At 65.6% G+C, this 19,360-nt stretch carries 17 protein-coding genes and 1 pseudogene; 11 read left to right on the top strand and 7 right to left on the bottom strand.

The window, feature by feature from the left end:
• Positions 1 to 20: 20 nt before the first annotated feature.
• Positions 21 to 1,211 carry an FAD-dependent monooxygenase gene (locus tag AB0C34_RS12445; protein WP_357070475.1) on the top strand — a complete coding sequence of 397 codons (1,191 nt, stop codon included), beginning with the start codon at positions 21 to 23 and terminating at the stop codon, positions 1,209 to 1,211.
• 103 nt (positions 1,212 to 1,314) lie between these two features.
• Here AB0C34_RS12445 and AB0C34_RS12440 read toward each other — a convergent pair whose 3' ends face one another.
• A complete protein-coding gene (locus tag AB0C34_RS12440; RefSeq protein ID WP_357070472.1) occupies positions 1,315 to 2,964 on the bottom strand; it encodes an acyl-CoA synthetase in 1,650 nt (549 codons plus the stop codon).
• 59 nt (positions 2,965 to 3,023) lie between these two features.
• Here AB0C34_RS12440 and AB0C34_RS12435 point away from each other — a divergent pair, with 59 nt between their 5' ends.
• Complete coding sequence (locus AB0C34_RS12435; protein ID WP_357070469.1) at positions 3,024 to 3,806, top strand: crotonase/enoyl-CoA hydratase family protein; 783 nt, start codon at positions 3,024 to 3,026, stop codon at positions 3,804 to 3,806.
• Positions 3,807 to 3,840: 34 nt separating this feature from the next.
• On the opposite strand, the gene AB0C34_RS12430 is transcribed toward AB0C34_RS12435, so the two are convergent.
• Positions 3,841 to 4,260, bottom strand: coding sequence for a VOC family protein (locus tag AB0C34_RS12430; RefSeq protein WP_357070466.1), 420 nt, complete (start codon positions 4,258 to 4,260; stop codon positions 3,841 to 3,843).
• A gap of 175 nt (positions 4,261 to 4,435) precedes the next feature.
• On the opposite strand from AB0C34_RS12430, the gene AB0C34_RS12425 reads away from it, so the two are divergent.
• Entirely contained in the window at positions 4,436 to 5,425 is a 990-nt protein-coding gene (locus tag AB0C34_RS12425; protein WP_357070463.1) for a sigma-70 family RNA polymerase sigma factor, read from the top strand.
• An 84-nt stretch (positions 5,426 to 5,509) separates the two neighbouring features.
• On the opposite strand, the pseudogene AB0C34_RS12420 reads toward AB0C34_RS12425, so the two are convergent.
• Positions 5,510 to 5,691: pseudogene (locus AB0C34_RS12420) on the bottom strand (IS5/IS1182 family transposase); the annotation flags it as partial.
• Between the two features lie 204 nt (positions 5,692 to 5,895).
• Here AB0C34_RS12420 and AB0C34_RS12415 point away from each other — a divergent pair.
• Entirely contained in the window at positions 5,896 to 7,047 is a 1,152-nt protein-coding gene (locus AB0C34_RS12415) for a phage tail tip lysozyme (protein ID WP_357070460.1), read from the top strand.
• 72 nt (positions 7,048 to 7,119) lie between these two features.
• Here AB0C34_RS12415 and AB0C34_RS12410 read toward each other — a convergent pair whose 3' ends face one another.
• Complete coding sequence (locus tag AB0C34_RS12410; RefSeq protein WP_357070456.1) at positions 7,120 to 8,676, bottom strand: acyl-CoA synthetase; 1,557 nt, start codon at positions 8,674 to 8,676, stop codon at positions 7,120 to 7,122.
• Between the two features lie 21 nt (positions 8,677 to 8,697).
• Complete coding sequence (locus tag AB0C34_RS12405; RefSeq protein WP_357070453.1) at positions 8,698 to 9,735, bottom strand: LLM class F420-dependent oxidoreductase; 1,038 nt, start codon at positions 9,733 to 9,735, stop codon at positions 8,698 to 8,700.
• Positions 9,736 to 9,988: 253 nt separating this feature from the next.
• Here AB0C34_RS12405 and AB0C34_RS12400 point away from each other — a divergent pair, with 253 nt between their 5' ends.
• Genes AB0C34_RS12400 through AB0C34_RS12380 form a run of 5 tightly spaced genes read left to right on the top strand, consistent with a single transcriptional unit; the run spans position 9,989 to position 14,443 of the window.
• The gene (locus AB0C34_RS12400; protein WP_357071313.1) at positions 9,989 to 10,912 is read left to right on the top strand and encodes an OB-fold domain-containing protein; all 924 of its coding nucleotides are present in this window, start codon (positions 9,989 to 9,991) and stop codon (positions 10,910 to 10,912) included.
• A 12-nt stretch (positions 10,913 to 10,924) separates the two neighbouring features.
• A complete protein-coding gene (locus tag AB0C34_RS12395) occupies positions 10,925 to 11,962 on the top strand; it encodes a thiolase domain-containing protein (RefSeq protein WP_357070450.1) in 1,038 nt (345 codons plus the stop codon).
• Positions 11,959 to 13,125 (top strand): thiolase domain-containing protein, encoded by a 1,167-nt coding sequence (locus AB0C34_RS12390; RefSeq protein ID WP_357070447.1) that lies wholly within the window; start codon positions 11,959 to 11,961, stop codon positions 13,123 to 13,125. Before AB0C34_RS12395 ends, AB0C34_RS12390 begins: the two co-directional genes overlap by 4 nt.
• Before the next feature lie 5 nt (positions 13,126 to 13,130).
• Positions 13,131 to 14,030 (top strand): TIGR03619 family F420-dependent LLM class oxidoreductase, encoded by a 900-nt coding sequence (locus tag AB0C34_RS12385; RefSeq protein ID WP_357071310.1) that lies wholly within the window; start codon positions 13,131 to 13,133, stop codon positions 14,028 to 14,030.
• Positions 14,027 to 14,443: a nuclear transport factor 2 family protein gene (locus AB0C34_RS12380; protein ID WP_357070444.1), complete on the top strand. Its 417-nt coding sequence runs from the start codon at positions 14,027 to 14,029 to the stop codon at positions 14,441 to 14,443. Before AB0C34_RS12385 ends, AB0C34_RS12380 begins: the two co-directional genes overlap by 4 nt.
• A 66-nt stretch (positions 14,444 to 14,509) precedes the next feature.
• Here AB0C34_RS12380 and AB0C34_RS12375 read toward each other — a convergent pair whose 3' ends face one another.
• A complete protein-coding gene (locus tag AB0C34_RS12375; protein ID WP_357070441.1) occupies positions 14,510 to 15,811 on the bottom strand; it encodes a cytochrome P450 in 1,302 nt (433 codons plus the stop codon).
• A gap of 100 nt (positions 15,812 to 15,911) precedes the next feature.
• Between AB0C34_RS12375 and AB0C34_RS12370 the strand changes: the two genes are divergently transcribed.
• Both AB0C34_RS12370 and AB0C34_RS12365 read left to right on the top strand, forming a co-directional pair.
• Positions 15,912 to 17,075, top strand: coding sequence for a steroid 3-ketoacyl-CoA thiolase (locus AB0C34_RS12370; protein WP_357070439.1), 1,164 nt, complete (start codon positions 15,912 to 15,914; stop codon positions 17,073 to 17,075).
• 362 nt (positions 17,076 to 17,437) lie between these two features.
• On the top strand, positions 17,438 to 17,854 hold the full coding sequence (locus AB0C34_RS12365) for a helix-turn-helix domain-containing protein (protein ID WP_011207048.1): 417 nt from the start codon (positions 17,438 to 17,440) through the stop codon (positions 17,852 to 17,854).
• Between the two features lie 589 nt (positions 17,855 to 18,443).
• Here AB0C34_RS12365 and AB0C34_RS12360 read toward each other — a convergent pair.
• Entirely contained in the window at positions 18,444 to 19,355 is a 912-nt protein-coding gene (locus AB0C34_RS12360) for an SDR family oxidoreductase (protein ID WP_357070437.1), read from the bottom strand.
• Between the last annotated feature and the right edge of the window lie 5 nt (positions 19,356 to 19,360).

Below are 19,360 nucleotides of genomic sequence, written 5' to 3'. Positions count from 1 at the left end.
TGTTGACCTGAGGAGTTCCCATGAGTGCCACCCCGAACCACCCATTACCGGACACCACCGCGGTAGTGATCGTCGGCGCCGGGCCCGTGGGGTTGACCGCGGCCGTCACGCTGGCCGACGCGGGTGTCGACTTCGTCGTGCTGGACCGGCTGGCCGAAGGCGCCAACACGTCTCGTGCCGCCGTTGTGCACGCCAGGACCCTGGAGGTACTGGAGGAACTCGGCATCGCAGACGAACTCATCGGCGCCGGCATCGTGGTGCCGCGGTTCACGGTGCACGACGGACCGCGCACGTTGGCCGCCATCGAGTTCGGCGGACTGCCGACCAGGTACCCATACACCCTGATGACGCCGCAGGACACCACCGAGTCCGTACTGCTGGACCGGCTGCACAAGGCGGGCGGCGAGGTGCGCCGACCCTATCGAGTGACTCGAATCGCCGACGAAAACAACGGCGTCACAGTCGAATACACCGATGGCGCTGGTGTGCCGGGCAGCCTGCGGGCCGACTACGTGATCGGCGCCGACGGTATGCACAGCATCGTCCGCGAGCAGGCGGGCATCGGATTCACCGGTGACACCTACCCGGCCTCGTTCGTACTCGCCGATGTGCGAATGGACTGGCCGATCGCGCGTGACGAAGTGGCGCTGTATCTTTCGACGGAGGGCGTCATGGTAGTCGCACCACTGCCCGACGACACCGAGCCGAACCGCTACCGCGTCGTGGCGACCGTCGACGAGGCTCCCGAAAACCCGACCGTCGAGGACATCCAAGCCATCCTGGACCTGCGCGGCCCCGGCAGCGATGGCAAAGTTCGCGAGGTGCTGTGGAGTTCACGCTTCCGAGTGCACCACCGGGTGGCCGACCACTACCGCGCGGGCCGCATCCTGCTGGCGGGCGATGCCGCACATGTCCACAGCCCGGCGGGCGGCCAAGGTATGAACACCGGCATCCAGGACGCGGCTACGCTCGGCCCGCTGCTGGCGCGCGTACTGACGGGCGAGCCGGACACGCTGCTGGACACCTATGAAACCATCCGCCGTCCCATCGCACTCAGCGTTGTCTCGTTCACCGACCGAATGACGACAATGGCGACCGTGCGTCCGCGTCCGGCACGCATGCTGCGCAATCTGATGCTCTCGACGCTGGCCCGAATCCCCGCCTTCCGCTACCGCCTGGCCTTCCAACTCGCCGAACTGGCGAACCGCTGAACCGCGCCGACACGCATCGACACATCCGAAGTGGTTGCACGACCCGAACGCAGCACGGGGCTGGGCCGATCTCCTTGTGCAACAGCCGACCACTTCACAGGTCCTACTTCGAACTCGCCTCGGCGTGGTCGTCCGCGGGCCGTGCCTGGGTCTGCTCCTTGGCCCAGCGGTAGTCCGGTTTGCCCGCGGGCGAGCGCTTGATCTCGTCGACGAACCACAGGCTGCGCGGCAACTTGTAGGACGCGATCTCGTGCGTCAGCATCGGGCGCAGTTCCTCCAGGGTGGGCCGGTTGTCGGTGCGGCACTGCACGACCGCGACCACCCGCTGGCCCCAGCGCTCGTCCTCGATTCCGACCACGAGCGCATCGAAGATCTCCGGGTGCGACTTGAGCGCGCCCTCGACCTCCTCCGGGTAGACCTTCTCACCACCGCTGTTGATGCAGACCGACCCGCGGCCGAGCATGGTGACGCTGCCGTCCTCCTCGACCCTGGCGAAGTCGCCAGGGATGGCATAGCGAATCCCGTTGAATTCCTTGAAGGTCGCCGCAGTCTTGGCCTCGTCCCGGTAGTAGCCGAGTGGAATGTGACCGTGCCGGGCGAGGATGCCGACCGCACCGCAACCGGGCGGCAAGGGGTTGCCCTCCTCGTCCAGCACCTCGGTGGACGCATCGATCTTCACCCGCGGGCCGCCGGTGTGCGTCGCCCCCTTGGCGACGATCGACAACCCGCCGAATCCGGTCTCCGAAGAGCCGATCGAGTCCGAGATCATCCGGTTGGGCAGCAGTTCCAAGAACTGATCCTTGAGCGCGGGCGAGAACAGCGCGGCACTGCTGGCCATCACGTACAGACTCGAAAGATCATAGGGCGCACCGGTTTCCGGGTTGCCCTCGATCAGCGCGTCCAGCATCGGGCGTGCCATCGCGTCGCCGGTGATGAAGATGAGGTTGATCTTGTGCTTGGCGATGGCCTGCCACACGCCGTGCCCGGAGAACTCCGCAAGCAGCACGATCTTCCCGCCGCCGAACAGGCTGTGGAACATGGCCCACTGCGCGCCGCCGTGGATCATCGGCGGAATCGGGCACCGCACCATGGGCGGGCTGCCGGCACCCACCTTCGCCAACTCCCATTCGTCCTGGACATATTCGCCGGTGAGGAAATTGATGCCCGCGCCGAGCACGCGCCACACGTCCTCTTGGCGCCACATCACCCCCTTGGGCTTACCGGTGGTGCCGCCGGTGTAGAGCATGTACAGGTCATCGGGGGAACGATCGCCGAAGTCGCGCTCGCCCGAGGACTGCTCGAGCACCGCTTCGTATTCCCCCGAATCCGCTGCGGTGGGAATTGTCCCGGTCGTATCGTCATCGACGACGATGACGGTGTGCAGCTTCGGTGTTTCCGGGCGAACCGCGGACACCTTGTCGCTGTACCGACGTTCGTGGACCAGCGCGGCCATATCCGAGTTCTCGAAGATGTACTGCAACTCGTTCTCGACGTATCGGTAGTTCACGTTGATCATCACGGCACGCGCCTTGAAGATCGCGACCATGGCCTCGACGGCCTCGATCGTGTTGCGGGCGTATATCCCTACCTTGTCGCCCGGTTGGATTCCCCGATCTTGCAGGTAGTGAGCAAGTTTATTGGACCGTACCTCCAACTGGGCGTAAGTGACCTCGCGGCCGTCGTCGGCCAGCGCGACACGGTCGGGCATCAGATCGATGGCATGTTCGACTAAGTCCGCTATGTTGTAGCTCACAGCATAAAAATAGAACGTGTTACTGTTTCTGACAAGGCTCGAAGTCAGGAGAATCAGCAATGCCGCACTGCCTCGTCGAGAAGCGCGACCATGTCCTCATCGTCACCATGAACCGGCCCGAGGCGCGCAACGCGCTGTCGGCGGAGATGATGGCGATCATGCGAGACGCCTGGGACCAGGCGGACCACGATCCGGATATCCGGGTAGCGATCCTGACCGGCGCGGGCGGCGCGTTCTGCGCGGGCGCCGACCTCAAAGCGATGACCTCTCAACACCCCGGCGACTCCTTCGCGGGCGGCGGCTGGGATCTGTCCACGATCGAGGCGCTGCTCAAGGGCCGCAGGCTGAGCAAGCCGCTGATCGCGGCGGTCGAGGGTCCGGCGATCGCGGGCGGCACCGAGATCCTGCAGGGCACCGACATTCGGGTAGCCGGCAAGAGCGCGAAATTCGGCGTCTCCGAGGCACGGTGGGGCCTGTTCCCGCTGGGCGGCTCAGCAGTGCGGCTGGTTCGACAGATCCCGTACACCGTGGCCGCGGATATCTTGCTGACCGGCAGGCACGTCACTGCCGCCGAGGCCAAGGAGATCGGGCTGATCGGGCACGTGGTGCCGGACGGCACGGCACTGGACAAGGCACTCGAGCTCGCCGGACAGATCGCCGCCAATGGCCCCCTCGCGGTGCAGGCCATCCTGCGCACGATCCGGGCGACCGAGGCGATGCCGGAGGAGGACGCCTTCAAGATCGACGCCGAACTCGGCACGGCGGTGTTCCGGTCGGCCGACGCCAAGGAGGGCCCGAAGGCCTTCGCGGAGAAGCGCAAGCCCACGTTCACCGGCAATTGAGAACGCCGCGCACGCGGCGATCCGCACCCGGGCCTCAGCTACCCTTCGCGCAGTCCATCCGGAACGGCTCCCACTGATGACCATCCGGGTCGAGGAAGGTTCGGCTGTACATGCCGACCCGCGCCTCCTGCGCCCGCTTGTCCTCGTCGACCTCTTCGACGGCGCCGGCCGCGAGCGCCGCGACGGTGAGGCCGTCCACCTCCTCGACACTGCCGAGCGCGAGTCCGTAGCAGGCGCCGACCGTCCCGATGGTGTCGGCGACCGGCCGTTTGCCGAAGGTAGTGAAGTAGTCCCTGGTCAGCAGCATTACGCAGATATTGTCGTCGACGACTATGCACGCGGCGCTGTCGTCGATGAACTCCTGGTCGACTTTCCAGCCCAGCGCCGCATAGAAGTTCTTCGATCGGTTCAGGTCGGCGACGGGAAGATTGATGAAGATCATTGCGCTGCTCATGGGCGCCGTCCTCTCGAGCATGCCAGGTGGGTTCGCTAAGTAGGACGACCCGTGTGCGCCGAAGTCACCGCCCGACACGACGTGACCGAACGCACATTTTCAACAGGTTTAAGGCCCGGCGGAACGGGACCACAACATCTGTTGTGTGTCGGTGGCCTGTGGCAGGGTGACTGCCATGAACGACTCGTCCGGCTCCCCCGTCGGCCTCGCTCCCGATGTACTCGCCTCATTCGAGTCGCATCGCAGGGAGCTGTGCGCATACGCCTATCGAATGCTCGGCTCCTCGTTCGAAGCCGAGGATGCGGTACAGGAAGCCTTCACCCGGGCGTGGAAGTCCTACCACTCCTTCGAGGGGCGCGCCAGCCTACGGTCCTGGTTGTACAAGATCACGACGAATGTCTGCCTCGACATGCTCGACGGCCCACAGCGCCGAGCGCGGCCGATGGATCTGTCCAGCCCGTCCCGACCTGATTCCCCGCTGCCCGCGCCGCAGCCGGACTACGTTTGGATCGAGCCCATTCCGAACGCGCTCGCCTTCGGCGCGGACCCGGCTGAACATGCCAGTGCCAAAGACGCACTGCGCCTCGCCTTCGTCGCCGCCTGCCAACACCTGCCCGCCACCCAGCGCGCGATCCTGATCATGCGCGAGGTGCTGCGGTTCTCCGCCAACGAGACCGCCGAGGCGCTCACCATGTCGCCCGCGTCGGTGAACAGCGCCCTGCAACGGGCGAGAGCCACCATGTCCAAGGTCCAACCGTCCAGCACGGACAGCTATGACGAGACCGACGACAACCAGCGCAAACTGGTAGACAACTTCGTCACGGCGTTCGAGGCCTACGACATGGATACGCTCACCACCCTACTGAAAGCCGATGTGGCACTGTCCATGCCGCCGTTCGAGCTGTGGATCTCCGGTCCGGAGAATGTGGCCGCGTTCATGCTCGGCACCGGAAGCGGCTGCCGCGATTCCCGTCTGATCCGGCTGGACGGCGCCAACGGTTTGCCCGCTTTCGGCCATTACAAGCCTGGCGACGAGCCGGGTGTGTGGGTGCCGTGGTCGATCACCGTGCTGGAGCTCCAGGGCGGCGCGATCGCCGGATTGAACTTCTTCCTCGACACCGCGAAGCTATTTCCACTGTTCGGCCTGGCACCCGAACTGCGTTAGCCTGTCGCATCTGTCTGGACCTTCCGGCCACTGTCGGCCGCCCCATTTCACACACTGGACGGGCGACGCGCGTCAGCAGCGTCGAACACCGAACGACGGCGGCAACATCCGCCACGCGCAACACGGTCAGCACGAAGACCACCGCAGTGAACGCCACGCACTCCTCGACCGGGGCGGTGCCACCACCCTGCGGGTGCACGGCGAACTCCGGCAAGCTGCGGCTCGGCGAGAACCCACCACTTCTCCGGCGCAAGACGTTTCGACAACTCATTACCCAAAAGTCGAACATCTTGCGGCACAACTCATTCCGACACAGGCCCCGCACGGATCGCAACCAGTTGAGACACCCGTCGTAGCGATGCTGGAGCGCCATGACGGGGCATCGTCGACCCGTGGACATTCCCAGATCCGGGAACATCCGATGATCGACTTGTGTCGACGTTGCCTGCCTGGATGAGAGCGAGGCGCTGATGACTGGCGATGACAGCAAGCGACTGGGCGATTTGCACGAGCTTCCTGGCTGCGCGCCAGCGGGCTTGAAAGATCTGTTCAAGGCATCCGAGGGCATCATTCAAGAACAGATCCAGCTGCTCGGGTCAGGCACACCGTCCAAGGCTCTTGATCTGCGCGAGATGCTGCGTGGCCAGGGAATCGCCAATCCCGAGGATCAGGCGGTGATGATCGACAAATACAAGGATCACCAGGACGAGATGCAGAAGGCTACGTCGGGTATCCAGCGGCAGGACGACGGCATCATAATGAAAACCGCAGGAATCGGGGACGCCGTGACGAATGCCTACGGTGCCATCGATACCTCGGTGGGCGAACTCAACACGAAGATCGATGCCTCCTTCAAGGCCGTGCGGACCGTCACGGACAAAGACGGCACAACCCACCAGGAACTGCCGAAAGAGATCATCGACGGCCTGTTCAAGGGCGTCTGGAGCACGGTGGACACAACATACAAAGAGGTCAACGGCGTCTCGGACCAGGCGGCGGCCACGGCGCTCAAAATCGACGGCGACCAGCCGGCCTATACCCCCACCGGTGGTACGACGCCCATCTCGACGTCCACCTCGACGTCCACCGGGTCGGGGACCACCGGGTCGGGGTACAGCGGAACCACCCCGTGGACCGGCCGGTCGGGTTCGATGGGCACGGCGATCATCCCCACCGGGGACAAGCCCGACGCGCTGTCGATGATGAAATACCTCATCGACACATACCACTTCACCCCGGCACAAGCCGCGGGAATCGTAGCCAACGCGAAGTTCGAATCGGGCTTCGACCTTTCGGCCACGGGCGACAACGGAACGGCCAAAGGCCTGTTCCAGTGGCGTTTCGGTCGACTGTCCGGGCTGCACGATTTCGCGAGCAAGGAGGGCGAGAATATCGGCGACTGGCGCACCCATCTCGACTACATGGTTCAGGAATTGCGCGGTGGCGACTATCAGCGGGCCAACACCGCCGTCAACGCGAACCGCAACGACCCCCGCGCGGTCGCGGAGGCCTTCGACCGCTACTACGAAAAGAGCTCCGGATCCACCATCAACGATCGGCGCGAGTACGCGGCGGGGCTCCTGTCGGAGTACAACCAGTCCGATTCGAGTCTCGCCGTCTGAAGCCGCGGGTCGCACCGAGCTACCACGCCGGAGTCCGGCACCCCGATCGGCGGACATAGCTGACGAATAGAACTAAGGTGCGGGGATATAGCGATCGCGCAGTGTGCGCTTGTACAGCTTGCCGTTCGGGTCACGCGGCAGTTCAGGTAGGTAGTCGATCGACTTCGGCATCTTGTACTTGGCCAGCCGCGTCGCGGCGAAGGCAAGCAGGTCCGCGGTGAGTTCGTCGTTACCCGCCACACCGGCCGCCGGCTGCACGACAGCCTTGACCTCTTGACCCCAATCCGGGTGTGGGATACCGAATACCGCGACATCAGCGACTTTCGGATGGGTGATCAACACGTTCTCCACCTCGGCCGGGTAGATGTTCACCCCACCGGACAGGATCAGATCCGACCGCCGGTCGTGCAGATAGAGATAGCCGTCCTCATCGAGGTGCCCGATGTCGCCGACGGTGAACAGGTCACCGACGCGCGCCTCCTCGGTCTTGGCCCGGTCCCGGTGGTACTCGAAATTCGAAGCGCCCATCCGCATATAGACCAGCCCCGGTTCGCCGACCGGGACCTCGGAGCCGTCCTTCTCGCTGAGCACCTTGATCACCGACCACGGCCAGGCCTTGCCGACCGAGCCCGGCTTGCGCAGCCAATCGGCGCCGTTGATCACCGTGCCGCCACCTTCGGTAGCCGCGTAGTACTCGGTGACCGTCGGGCCCCACCATGCCAACATCTTCCGCTTGGTCTCCTGCGGACACGGCGCGGCGCCGTGCACCATGCTGCGCAGCGAGGACACGTCGTACTTGGCGCGCACCTCCTCCCGCAGCGCGAGCAGCCGGTGGAACTGGGTCGGCACCATATGGCTGTGCGTCACCCGGTACTTGTCGATCAATCGCAGCATGTCCTCGGCGTCCCAGCGATCCATCAGAACGAGCTTGTGACCCAGCTGAATCGAGATGGTGGCGAAGTTCAGCACCGCGGTGTGATAAAGGGGCGAGCCGCAGATGTGCACATGGTCGTCGTAGGGCGCCAGTTCGAACAGACTGAAGAACGCGGTGGTGTGCGGCGGGACGACATCCGGGTCGGCGTTGGTCAGTGGGCGTCGAACGCCCTTGGGACGCCCCGTGGTCCCCGACGTGTAGAGCATCGGCGCACCGGTGCTGCGGTCGGACGGACGTCCGGTGTCCGCGGCGCCGAGCCAGCCCACCGACTTGAAGCCGTCGATCTCGCCCACCGCGAAGCGCGCCGACGCGGGCAGTACCGCCTCCTCGGCGGCGGCTCGGGCGGCCGCGGCGAAGCGGTCGCTGGCGATGAAAGCCTTCGCCGCACTGTCGGACAGGATGTAGGCCACCTCCGGCCCGGTGAGGTGCCAGTTCACCGCGACGATGTACAACCCTGCCTGATAGGCCGCGAAGTAGGCGGCGATCGCCTCCACGCAGTTGTGCACCATGCTGACCAGTACGTCACCCGTTGTCAGGCCCAGCGCACGCAGGCCGGTGGCGTAACGATCGGCGAGCGTGGCCAATTCGCGATATGTCACGTCCCGGCCAGATGGATCGACCATCGCGATCCGATGGGGTTCGGCTTCGGCGATATTCCACAGACCGAGAATTTTCACTGGCTCAGGCGTCGTCACCCATTGAATCTAGAACGCGTTCTACTGTTCGACAAGGGGTGCGAGCAACCTCAGTTGCGCGAGATCGGGCACGGACACGAGCAACATGGTGACGCCTGCGGCCGCCCATACCCCGAGCTGCTTGCGGACATGCTCTTCGTCGCCGATGATCGCGGTGTCCTCAATCAGCTCGTCCGGCACCAAAGCGGCGGCCTCGGCCTTCTTGCCCGACCGAAACAGCCGGCCGATCTCGTCGACTTCCCGCTCGTATCCCATGCGCCGGTATACCTGAGCGTGGAAGTTCAACTCCGGCGCGCCCATGCCACCGATGTAGAGCGCCATGATCCAGCGCATTCGGTCCAGCTCACTCGCCGGGTCGTCGGTGATCACCACCTGGCAGGTCGCGGCGATCTCGAAGTCGTCCCTGCCGCGCCGCGCGCCCGCGCGCGCGAACCCCTCATCGAGCCAGTCGTTGTACATCCCGGCCAGCCTCGGCGCATAGTAGATGGCCAGCCAGCCGTCGGCGATCTCCGCGGTGAGCGCGATGTTCTTCGGCCCCTCCGCGCCCAGCCAGATCGGCAAATCCGCACGTAGGGGATGCACGATCGGCTTGAGCGGCTTGCCGAGTCCGACCGAACCCGGCCCGGTGTAGGGCAACGGGTAGTACGCGCCATCGCTGGTGACCGGCGCCTCTCGCGCGAAAACCTGCCGAACGATCCCGACGTACTCCCTGGTTCGCTGCAGCGGCTTGGCGAACGGCTGGCCGTACCAACCCTCGACCACCTGCGGCCCGGAGACACCGAGGCCGAGGATCGCGCGGCCACTACTGAGATGGTCGAGCGTGAGCGCGTGCATGGCGGTGGCGGTGGGCGTGCGCGCTGACATCTGCACCACCGAGGTGCCCAGGCGCACCCGTCGCGTGGACGAGCCCCACCAGGTCAGCGGCCCGAAGGCATCCGACCCCCACGATTCGGCGGCGAACACGGCGTCGAATCCGGCTTCTTCCGCCGCCGCCACCAACTCACCGGCGTGCGCGGGCGGCTGTGCCATCCAGTACCCGAGTTGCAATCCGAACTTCATATCGGACCCCTTTCCGATCAATCATGATCCTCGGCGGCACTGCGGGTTGCCACCAGAATAAGAACCTGTTCTACTCGATAACGTGACTCAGCGGAATACTGCATCCATGGCGATCGCCGGTGGCAGTGGCGCGGGATCGAACACCGCGGCGCGAACGACTAGCCCGAAGAAGGCGGTAGCCGGCGACCACGAAGGGACCCGGGAGCACCGCCGATCGAATCCAGCCTCCGAGGTACTCAGCGCGCCGCTGCGGATGCGTTTCGATTACACCCGGTCCGTCGGAACCACCATCGGAACTTTCCTGACCGCGCTGCGCGACCGCAGGATCGTCGGCGTGCGCGGCGCCGACGGGCGCGTGATCGTGCCGCCACCGGAGTACGACCCGATGACCGCCGAACCGCTGACCGAATTCGTCGAGGTCGCCGACACCGGCACCGTCCAATCGTGGACCTGGGTACACCAGCCGCTGCCCGGTCAGCCGTTCGAGCGCCCGTTCGCCTGGGCGCTGATCCGGCTCGACGGCGCGGACACCGCGTTGCTGCACGCGGTCGACGTGGCCACTTCCGATGACATCCAGACCGGATTGCGCGTGACTGCCCGGTGGGCCGTCGACACTCAGGGCAGCATTCACGACATCGTCTGCTTCGAGCCGGGCGAGAAGTCCGGCGCCGCCGCCGAACTCGGCAACGGAGCCGCGCCGATCACGATGATCACCACCCCGGTCGACCTGTCCTACAAGCACACCGCCTCGCCGCAGGAGTCGGTCTACTTGCGCGGGCTCGCCGAAGGCAAGCTGATCGGCGCGCGTACCGACGCCGCGGGAAAGGTGTACTTCCCGCCGCGCGGAGCGAACCCGACCGATGGCAGGCCGACCGACGACTTCATCGAACTGCCCGACCGCGGCGTCGTGACCACATTCTGCATTGTGAACGTGCCGTTCTTGGGCCAGCGGATCAAGCCGCCCTACGTGGCGGCCTACATCCTGCTCGACGGCGCGGACATCCCGTTCCTGCACTTGGTGCTCGGGTGCGAGGCGAGCGAAGTCCGAATGGGCATGCGGGTGGAAGCGGTGTGGCGGCCGCGCGAGGAGTGGGGCTACGGACTGGAGAACGTGGACCACTTCCGCCCCACCGGAGAGCCGGATGCCGACTACGAGACCTACCAGCACCACCTCTGAGAGAGGCGCACGTTGACTGACAACGCCACCGACATCGCGGTCGTGGGTTTCGCCCACGCACCGCATGTCTCGGAGACCTTCGGCACCACCAACGGTGTCGAGATGCTGGCGCCCTGCTTCCAGCAGCTCTACGACCGACTCGGCATCGCCAAGTCCGATATCGACTTCTGGTGCTCCGGCTCCTCCGACTACCTCGCCGGACGGGCATTCTCCTTCATCTCGGCGGTCGACGCCATCGGCGCGGTACCACCGATCAACGAATCGCATGTGGAGATGGACGCCGCGTGGGCGCTGTACGAGGCATGGGTGAAACTTCGTTCCGGACAGGCGGATACCGCACTGGTGTACGGCTTCGGCAAGTCCTCGGCGGGGACCCTGCACCAGATCCTCACCCTGCAGCTGGATCCGTATCTGGTCGCGCCGCTGTGGCCGGACGCGCTGTCCATCGCCGGGCTACAGGCCCGCGCGGGACTCGACGCCGGTCGCTGGACCGAGCGTGACATGGCCGCCGTGGCCGCAGGTGATTCCGATGACGTGGACGGTCTCCTGGCGGCGCCGTATGTCGCGAATCCGCTGCGCGCGCATGATGTCGCGCCGATCACCGACGGCGCGGCCGCCATTGTGCTCGCCGTCGGCGATCGCGCTCGCGAACTGTGTGAGCGACCGGCCTGGATCACCGGAATAGCGCACCGGGTGGACACCCCGATGCTCGGCGCGCGCGACCTCACCGTCTCCCCCTCGACTTCGGCCGCGGCTCGAGCGGCCACCGGCGACGACATCGGCGGCTTCGACCTCGCGGAACTACACGCGCCGTTCAGCCATCAGCAGCTGATCCTCGCCGAGGCGATCGGTCTGCGCGATGGCACCGCGGTGAATCCGTCCGGCGGCGCGCTCGCGGCGAACCCCATGTTCGCCGCCGGCCTGGAGCGCATCGGCTTCGCCGCCGAGGCGATCATCACGGGCTCGGCGGATCGCGCGCTCGCCCATGCCACCAGCGGACCCGCACTACAGCAGAACCTTGTCGCTGTCCTGGGATCGGAGATCCGATGAGTTACCCGGCCGCGGTGCTCGGCACCGGACAAACCCATCACGTGACAAAACGCACCGACGTGTCCATGGCCGGCATGTGCCGGGAGGCCATCGATCGAGCGCTGGCCGATGCGGGGCTTGCCATCGCCGACATCGATGCTGTTGTCGTCGGCAAAGCGCCGGACCTGTTCGAGGGTGTCATGATGCCCGAGTTGGCTCTCGCGGATGCGTTGGGCGCCACCGGAAAACCGCTGCTGCGGGTGCATACCGCCGGTTCGGTCGGCGGCTCCACCGGCATCGTCGCGGCCAACCTGGTGCAAGCCGGCGTACACAAACGGGTTCTCGCGATCGCATGGGAGAAGCAGTCGGAGTCGAACGCCATGTGGGCGTTGTCCATTCCGGTGCCGTTCACCATGCCGGTCGGCGCGGGCGCGGGCGGCTACTTCGCCCCGCACGTGCGCTCCTACATCCGGCGCTCGCACGCGCCGAGCCATATCGGCGCGATGGTCGCGGTCAAGGATCGCCGCAATGGCGCCAAGAACCCGCTCGCCCACCTGAAGCAGCCCGACATCACGGTGGAATCGGTGCTCGCCTCGCAGATGCTGTGGGATCCGATCCGCTTCGACGAGACCTGCCCCTCCTCGGATGGAGCGTGTGCGATCGTGATCGGCGACGCGGACGCGGCCGGCGCCGTCGAGGCCACCGGCAAGAAAGTCGCGTGGGTGCACGGCACCGCGATGCGCACCGAACCGACCACCTTCGCCGGACGCGATCAGGTCAATCCGCAGGCGGGCCGAGATGCCGCCGCGGCGCTCTGGCAGGCGGCGGGCATCACCGACCCGCTCAGTGAAATCGACGTGGCCGAGATCTATGTGCCGTTCTCCTGGTTCGAGCCGATGTGGCTGGAGAACCTCGGCTTCGTCGCGCAGGGTGACGGCTGGAAGCTCACAGACAAGGGCGAAACCGAGATCGGCGGCACCCTGCCGATCAACCCATCCGGCGGCGTGCTCTCATCCAATCCGATCGGGGCGTCCGGACTCATCCGCTTCGCCGAGGCGGCCAAGCAGGTCATGGGCCGGGCCGGCGACTACCAGGTACCAGATGCCCGCAGAGCGCTGGGACACGCGTACGGCGGTGGATCACAATACTTTTCGATGTGGGTCGTCGGATCGGAGCGACCGTGAACGCGCTGAAGTTCAGCCTGGGCATCGCACTGAGTCCACTGAACCAACTGCCTGAGCTGGCGAAAACCGCCGAGGAATGTGGATTCTCGTCGATCGCATTGCCGGACTCGCTGTTCTACATGAAGTCGGCGACGGCGAAGTACCCCTACACCGCCGACGGCAGCAGGTTTTGGGGACCGGACACGCCATGGGTGGATCCGCTCATCGGTGCGGCCGCGATGGCCGCCGTGACCACCCGCATCCGCTTCTACACCAACGTGCTGAAGCTGGGTTCGCGCAATCCGCTGCTGCTGGCCAGACAGGTCGGTTCGGTGGCGAACCTGTCCGGCAATCGCTTCGGATTCGGAATCGGAATCGGCTGGGCGCCTGAGGAATTCGAGTGGTGCGGCGTGCCGTTCGCGCGGCGGGGCGCTCGAGTCGACGAGATGATCGAGGTCCTCGAACTGGTGCTGGCCGGCGGGATGGTCGAGTACCACGGCGAGTTCTTCGACTTCGATCCGCTGCAGATCAGCCCGGCGCCGAGCGAACCGGTGCCGTTCTACATCGGCGGGCACACCGCGCCCGCGCTGCGCCGCGCCGCCCGGGTGGGTGACGGTTGGACCTCGGCCATGATGACCTATGACGAACTGCGCGCCACCATCGGCAAGCTCGACGCGTTGCGTGCCGAGTACGGCAGGGCCGAGCAGCCGTTCGAGATCCAGGCGGTGTGCATCGACCGCTTCGGGCGCTCCGGGTACCAGGAACTCGCCGACGCGGGCGTGACCGACGCGATCGTGGTGCCCTGGCTGGCCGACGGTATCGGCTTCGATGGCGAGCTCGCCGCCAAACAGGACTCGCTGCGCAAGTTCGCGGAGCAGAACATCACGGCGCCCATCGTGCCCGTCGGTCGAGGAAGGCGAGAATGACCAGCACCGAACATCCGGCCAGGGCCGCGGGCTTGGCCTCCCAGGCCGCCGTGCGGGCGCGCGACAAGCAGGCGTGGCTCGCGCTGTTCGCCGCGGACGGCGTCGTGGAAGACCCGATCGGCTCTTCGGGCCTCGACCCGGCAGGCACGGGCCATCGCGGCACCGAGGCCATTGCCACGTTCTGGGACAAGGCGATCGCCAAGACCGATCTGATCGAGTTCCGCTTCGGTGACTCGTTCGCCTGCGGAAACGAGGTCGCCTTCACCGGCACCATCCGCAGCACGATCGGCGGCCATCGGATCGACGCCGACGGTGTGTTCACCTACCGGGTGGACGACGACGGCAAGATCACCGCCTTGCGCGCGTTCTGGGAGGTCGAACGGGCCATGGCAACGGCACGACCGGTCAGCTGAGGTCTCGCCCGCCCGCCATGGCAAAGGCCCTCGCACCGCTCCGGGTGCGAGGGCCTTCTGCTCGGGTCAGTGCGCGACTGGACAGGTCTTGTAGTCGACCGGGAACTCCTTGATTCCATTGAGCCAGCCTGATCGAAGGCGCCGGGCGTCGCCGAGCCTGGTGATGTCGGGCAAGTGGTCGGCGATCGCATTGAAGATCAAGTCGATCTCCAGCCGGGCCAGGTTCGCTCCGATACAGAAGTGCGCACCGGTGCCGCCGAAGGACAGGTGCGGGTTGTCCGCGCGGGTGATGTCGAACGTCTCCGGGTGGGCGAAAACGTCCTCGTCGAAATTGGCCGAGCGGTACAGCATGACTACCCGCTGGCCCTTCTTGATCTGCACGCCGCCGAGTTCGGTGTCTTCCAGCGCGGTCCGCTGGAAGGAGGTGACCGGGGTCGCCCACCGGATGATCTCGTCGGCGGCCGTGGCCGGACGTTCCTTCTTGAACAGCTCCCACTGGTCGGGGTGGTCCAGGAACGCGATCATCCCGTGCGAAATGGCGTTGCGAGTCGTCTCGTTGCCCGCGACCGCCAGCATGATCACGAAGAAGCCGAACTCCTCCTCGGAGAGTTTGTCGCCATCGATGTCCGCCTCGATCAACGTGGTGACGATGTCGTCGGCTGGGCACTGTTTACGAGAGGCCGCCATCTGGTACGCATATCCCAAGATCTCGGCGGTGGCCGCCATCGGGTCGACATCGCTGTCCGGGTCGTCGTAGCCGGTCATCTCATTGGACCAGGTGAAGACCTTCATCCGGTCTTCCTGCGGCACACCGATCAGCTCGGCGATCGCCTGCAGCGGCAGCTCGCAGGCGATCTGGGCGACGAAATCCCCGGAACCCGATTCGGCCGCAGCCCGCACGATCGACTCGGCGCGGGCTGACAACTCGGCCCGCAGACCGTTGATCGCGCGCGGTGTGAAGCCGCGCGAGATGATCTTGCGCAGTTTGGTGTGCTCAGGGGCGTCCATGTTGAGCATGACAATCCGCTGCAACTCGATCTTCTCGCGGGCGATGTCGTCGTTGAAGCGCGGAATGGCGGTGTTCTCGGAACTGGAGAACACGTCGCTGCGCCGCGACACCTCCTTGACATCGGCATGCTTGCTGACCACCCAGAAGCCGTCGTCATGAAATCCGCTGACGTCGGGCGACTGCGGATTCCACCAGATGGGGGCGGTCCGGCGTAGTTCGGCGAACTCTTCGATCGGAACACGCTCGGCGTAGATGGCCGGGTCCGTCACGTCGAACCCGGCCGGCAGATCCGGCCGAGCGCTCCGAGTGTCTACCACCAGATGTCTCCTTCGACAAACTGAAACACGTTCTATAATCATTGAAGCACAGGCGCGAGAACGAAGAAAGAAACCTGATGGATCCGCCTGCGAAAGAATCATGAACGCGTTTCAGTTTTCTGCTCCACAGGAAAGGTTGGACATGGGCACACCCGTGATCGTCGAAGCCGCTCGCACCCCCATCGGCAAGCGCGGCGGCTGGCTGTCGGGCCTGCACGCGGCCGAACTGCTCGGCCTCGCACAGCGCGGACTACTCGAGCGCGCCCACCTTGACCCCCACCAGGTCGAGCAGGTCATCGGCGGCTGCGTCACCCAGGCGGGCGAGCAGTCCAACAACGTGACCCGGGTCGCCTGGCTGCACGCCGGATTGCCGTGGCAGGTCGGCGCCACCACCATCGACGCCCAGTGCGGCTCGGCCCAGCAGGCCAACCACCTGATCGCCGGACTCATCGCGACCGACGCGATCGAGATCGGCATAGCCTGCGGCGTGGAGGCCATGAGTCGAGTTCCCCTGGGCGCCAACGTCGGCGAGCACACCGGTCCGCGCAGACCCGCCTCGTGGAGCATCGACCTACCCGACCAGTTCGAGGCCGCCGAGCGAATTGCCAAGCGGCGCGGCATCACCCGCGCCGACGTGGATGAGTTCGGCGCCCGATCACAGCGCCTCGCCGCTCAGGCGTGGGCCGAGGGTCGGTTCGACCGCGAGGTACTCGCCGTCACCGCACCCGTGGTCGATAAGCGGGGCGAGTTCACGGGCGAGAAGCTGGACGTGACACGGGACCAGGGCCTGCGCGAAACCACCGTCGAGGGCCTGTCCGCGCTGAAGCCGGTCCTGGAAGGTGGCGTGCATACCGCGGGCTCCTCCTCGCAGATCTCCGACGGCGCGGCCGCGGTCCTCCTGATGGACGAAAAGGCCGCACTGCGAGCCGGATTGCGGCCGCGGGCCCGGATCGTCAGCCAAGCACTGGTGGGCTCGGAGCCGCAGTTCCACCTCGACGGCCCGGTGCAGGCGTGCACCCGACTGCTCGAGCGGTCCGGTATGACCATCGGCGACATCGAGCTGTTCGAGATCAATGAGGCTTTCGCATCGATCGCGCTGTCCTGGGCGTCGGCACATCGGCCCGACATGGATCGCGTGAATGTCAACGGCGGCGCCATCGCGCTCGGACATCCCGTCGGTTCCACCGGATCTCGGCTCATCACAACGGCTTTGCACGAACTGGAGCGCACCGGGCGCGGCACCGCGATGGTTCTCATGTGTGCCGGTGGCGCACTCGCGACAGGAACGATCATCGAACGGTTGTAGGATCTTCAACCATTTCGAGCCGTTTTGTTGAACGTTCATCCCCCAGAGTCGAAAACGTGTCGTACGCCACACACGTCCAGATTTCGCGAACTCGATGAGATGTCAGCTATCTTAGGGCTACCATAGGGGGTTCTGGCAAGACCTCGACGACGGGCCAGAACCGGCCTGCACCGCGCCTTCTCGAGAGCCCTTGGGGCGACCCGCAAACGCCACCATCCCAGTGTCTTCGCCGCCCTGGAGCCTAGAAGCTTCAAGGAAATCCTGAATCAGGCGTAGGTTTTCAGTTACTGAGCCGCTAATATCAATGATACGTATCCGAGATAACAAGTGTTAGTACAGCGAAGGGAATTGGGCGGCTCACAATGGCTGATTTCGCGGCGCGGCTGAACAAGCTGTTCGAAACCGTGCATCCCCCGGGGCGTAAGCCGCACACCAACGCGGAGGTTGCGGCTGCGCTGACAGCCTCCGGGCATCCGATCTCGAAACCGTACCTCTCGCAGTTGCGATCGGGACAGCGGACGAACCCGTCCGATGAGACGGTGGCCGCCCTGGCGAAGTTCTTCAAGGTCAAACCGGACTACTTCTTCAACGACATCTACGCCGCGAAGATCGATCACGATCTCGAGCTGCTGTCCCAGCTGCAGGGCTACGGACTGCGGCGGCTGTCGAGTAGAGCGTTCGACTTGTCCGAAGAATCTCAGAATCTACTCACATCTATGGCGGAGAAGTTGCGGGCCAGCGAAGGCTTGCCCGAAATTCCTCCGGACGGCACCGAATAGGTTCTTGCACGGCAGCACAGTGCGGCCCGGCGGGCCGCACTGTGCTGCGTTATATGCCCGTAAGGCGGTGCAGGACACGACCACCGCCGCGTCGTGACCGAATAATGCGGGCCCTTCGCATGCTGCTCAGCCATTCGGCATGGATCGCATACCGATGTAACAGCTTTCGGGCGACGCGGAGTCCGACTTCACGCGCCGGAGCGGATTCGTTGTCGGACCGGTCGGCTCGAATATCAGACCGGCCGATCAGTATTGCACCATTCCGATCAGGCTGCGGTCGGATTGATCAATTCCATGCAGTCGATTCCGGGCGGGAAAACCAGCACTGCCCGCAGACGTCGACACCTGCTCTCGTACTCATGTTTTCGACGTCGCGTCGTCGCTCGTCCCGGACCGCGGACACCACCGCGCCAACCATGGTCGGATCGAAGTAGACCACGCACATCGCGTCGACTCCGCGAGGGGACCCGGTGATAGAAAATCGAGCCGCTGAGCGCCTTGCGGCAGCTCATTTCCTACCGTGGACGGCCCCGGGAGACCTGGACACCAGCCGCGCCGATTCGTGAACGCGCGGCGAACGCACCCCGGATCAGGCTCCGTACACCGGCTCCGGCGGGGTCGCCTTCCTGATCAGGTCGGCCACCACGGGTCCGAGTTCGACCGGATTCCACCGCGCGCCACGGTCGATCGCGACCCCGTGCCGCCACCCCTCGGCCAGTGCCACCTTGCCGCCCTCGACTTCGAACATCCGTCCCGTCACGTCCGCGGACTGTGCGCTGCCCAGCCAAACGACCAGCGGGGATACGTTATCCGGCGCCATCGCGTCGAAGCCGTCGGTGGGCTTCGTCATCGCCGCCGCGAACACCGTCTCCGTCATCCTGGTCCGAGCGGCCGGGGCGATCGCGTTCACCGTGACCCCGTAACGAGCGAACTCCGCGGCGGCGGTGAGTGTCAGACCAGCGATCCCCGCTTTCGCCGCGCCGTAATTGCCCTGTCCGACGCTACCTTGCAGTCCGGCGCCGGAACTGGTGTTGATGATGCGGCCGTCGACCGGGCGTCCGGCCTTGGACTCCCCGCGCCAGTACTCGATCGCATGCCGCATGGTGGCGAAGTGGCCCTTGAGATGCACCCGGATCACCGCGTCCCACTCGTCCTCACCCAAGTTGACCAACATCCGATCGCGGACGAAACCCGCGTTGTTGACCAGGACGTGCAGACCGCCGAAAGTACCGACGGCTTGGCGGATCAGTCTGTGCGCACCCGCCCAGTCCGCGACATCGTCGCCGTTGGCCACGGCTTCGCCACCGAGCGCCTCGATCTCCGCGACGACGTGGTCGGCGGGCGTCTCCGCGGTGGCCGCACCGTCCAGCGCCGAGCCGAGGTCGTTGACCACGACGCGGGCGCCCGCGGCGGCGAAGGCGAGGGCGTGTGCCCGGCCGATGCCCCGGCCCGCGCCGGTGACGATGACGGTGCGTCCGGCACAGATCCGCTCGGTGTCCATGCTGT

The organism is Nocardia sp. NPDC049220 (genome assembly GCF_040647855.1).
GTDB lineage: Bacteria > Actinomycetota > Actinomycetes > Mycobacteriales > Mycobacteriaceae > Nocardia.
Note: the sequence above shows the minus strand (reverse complement) of the source record. Positions and strands in the feature narration are given on the sequence as shown.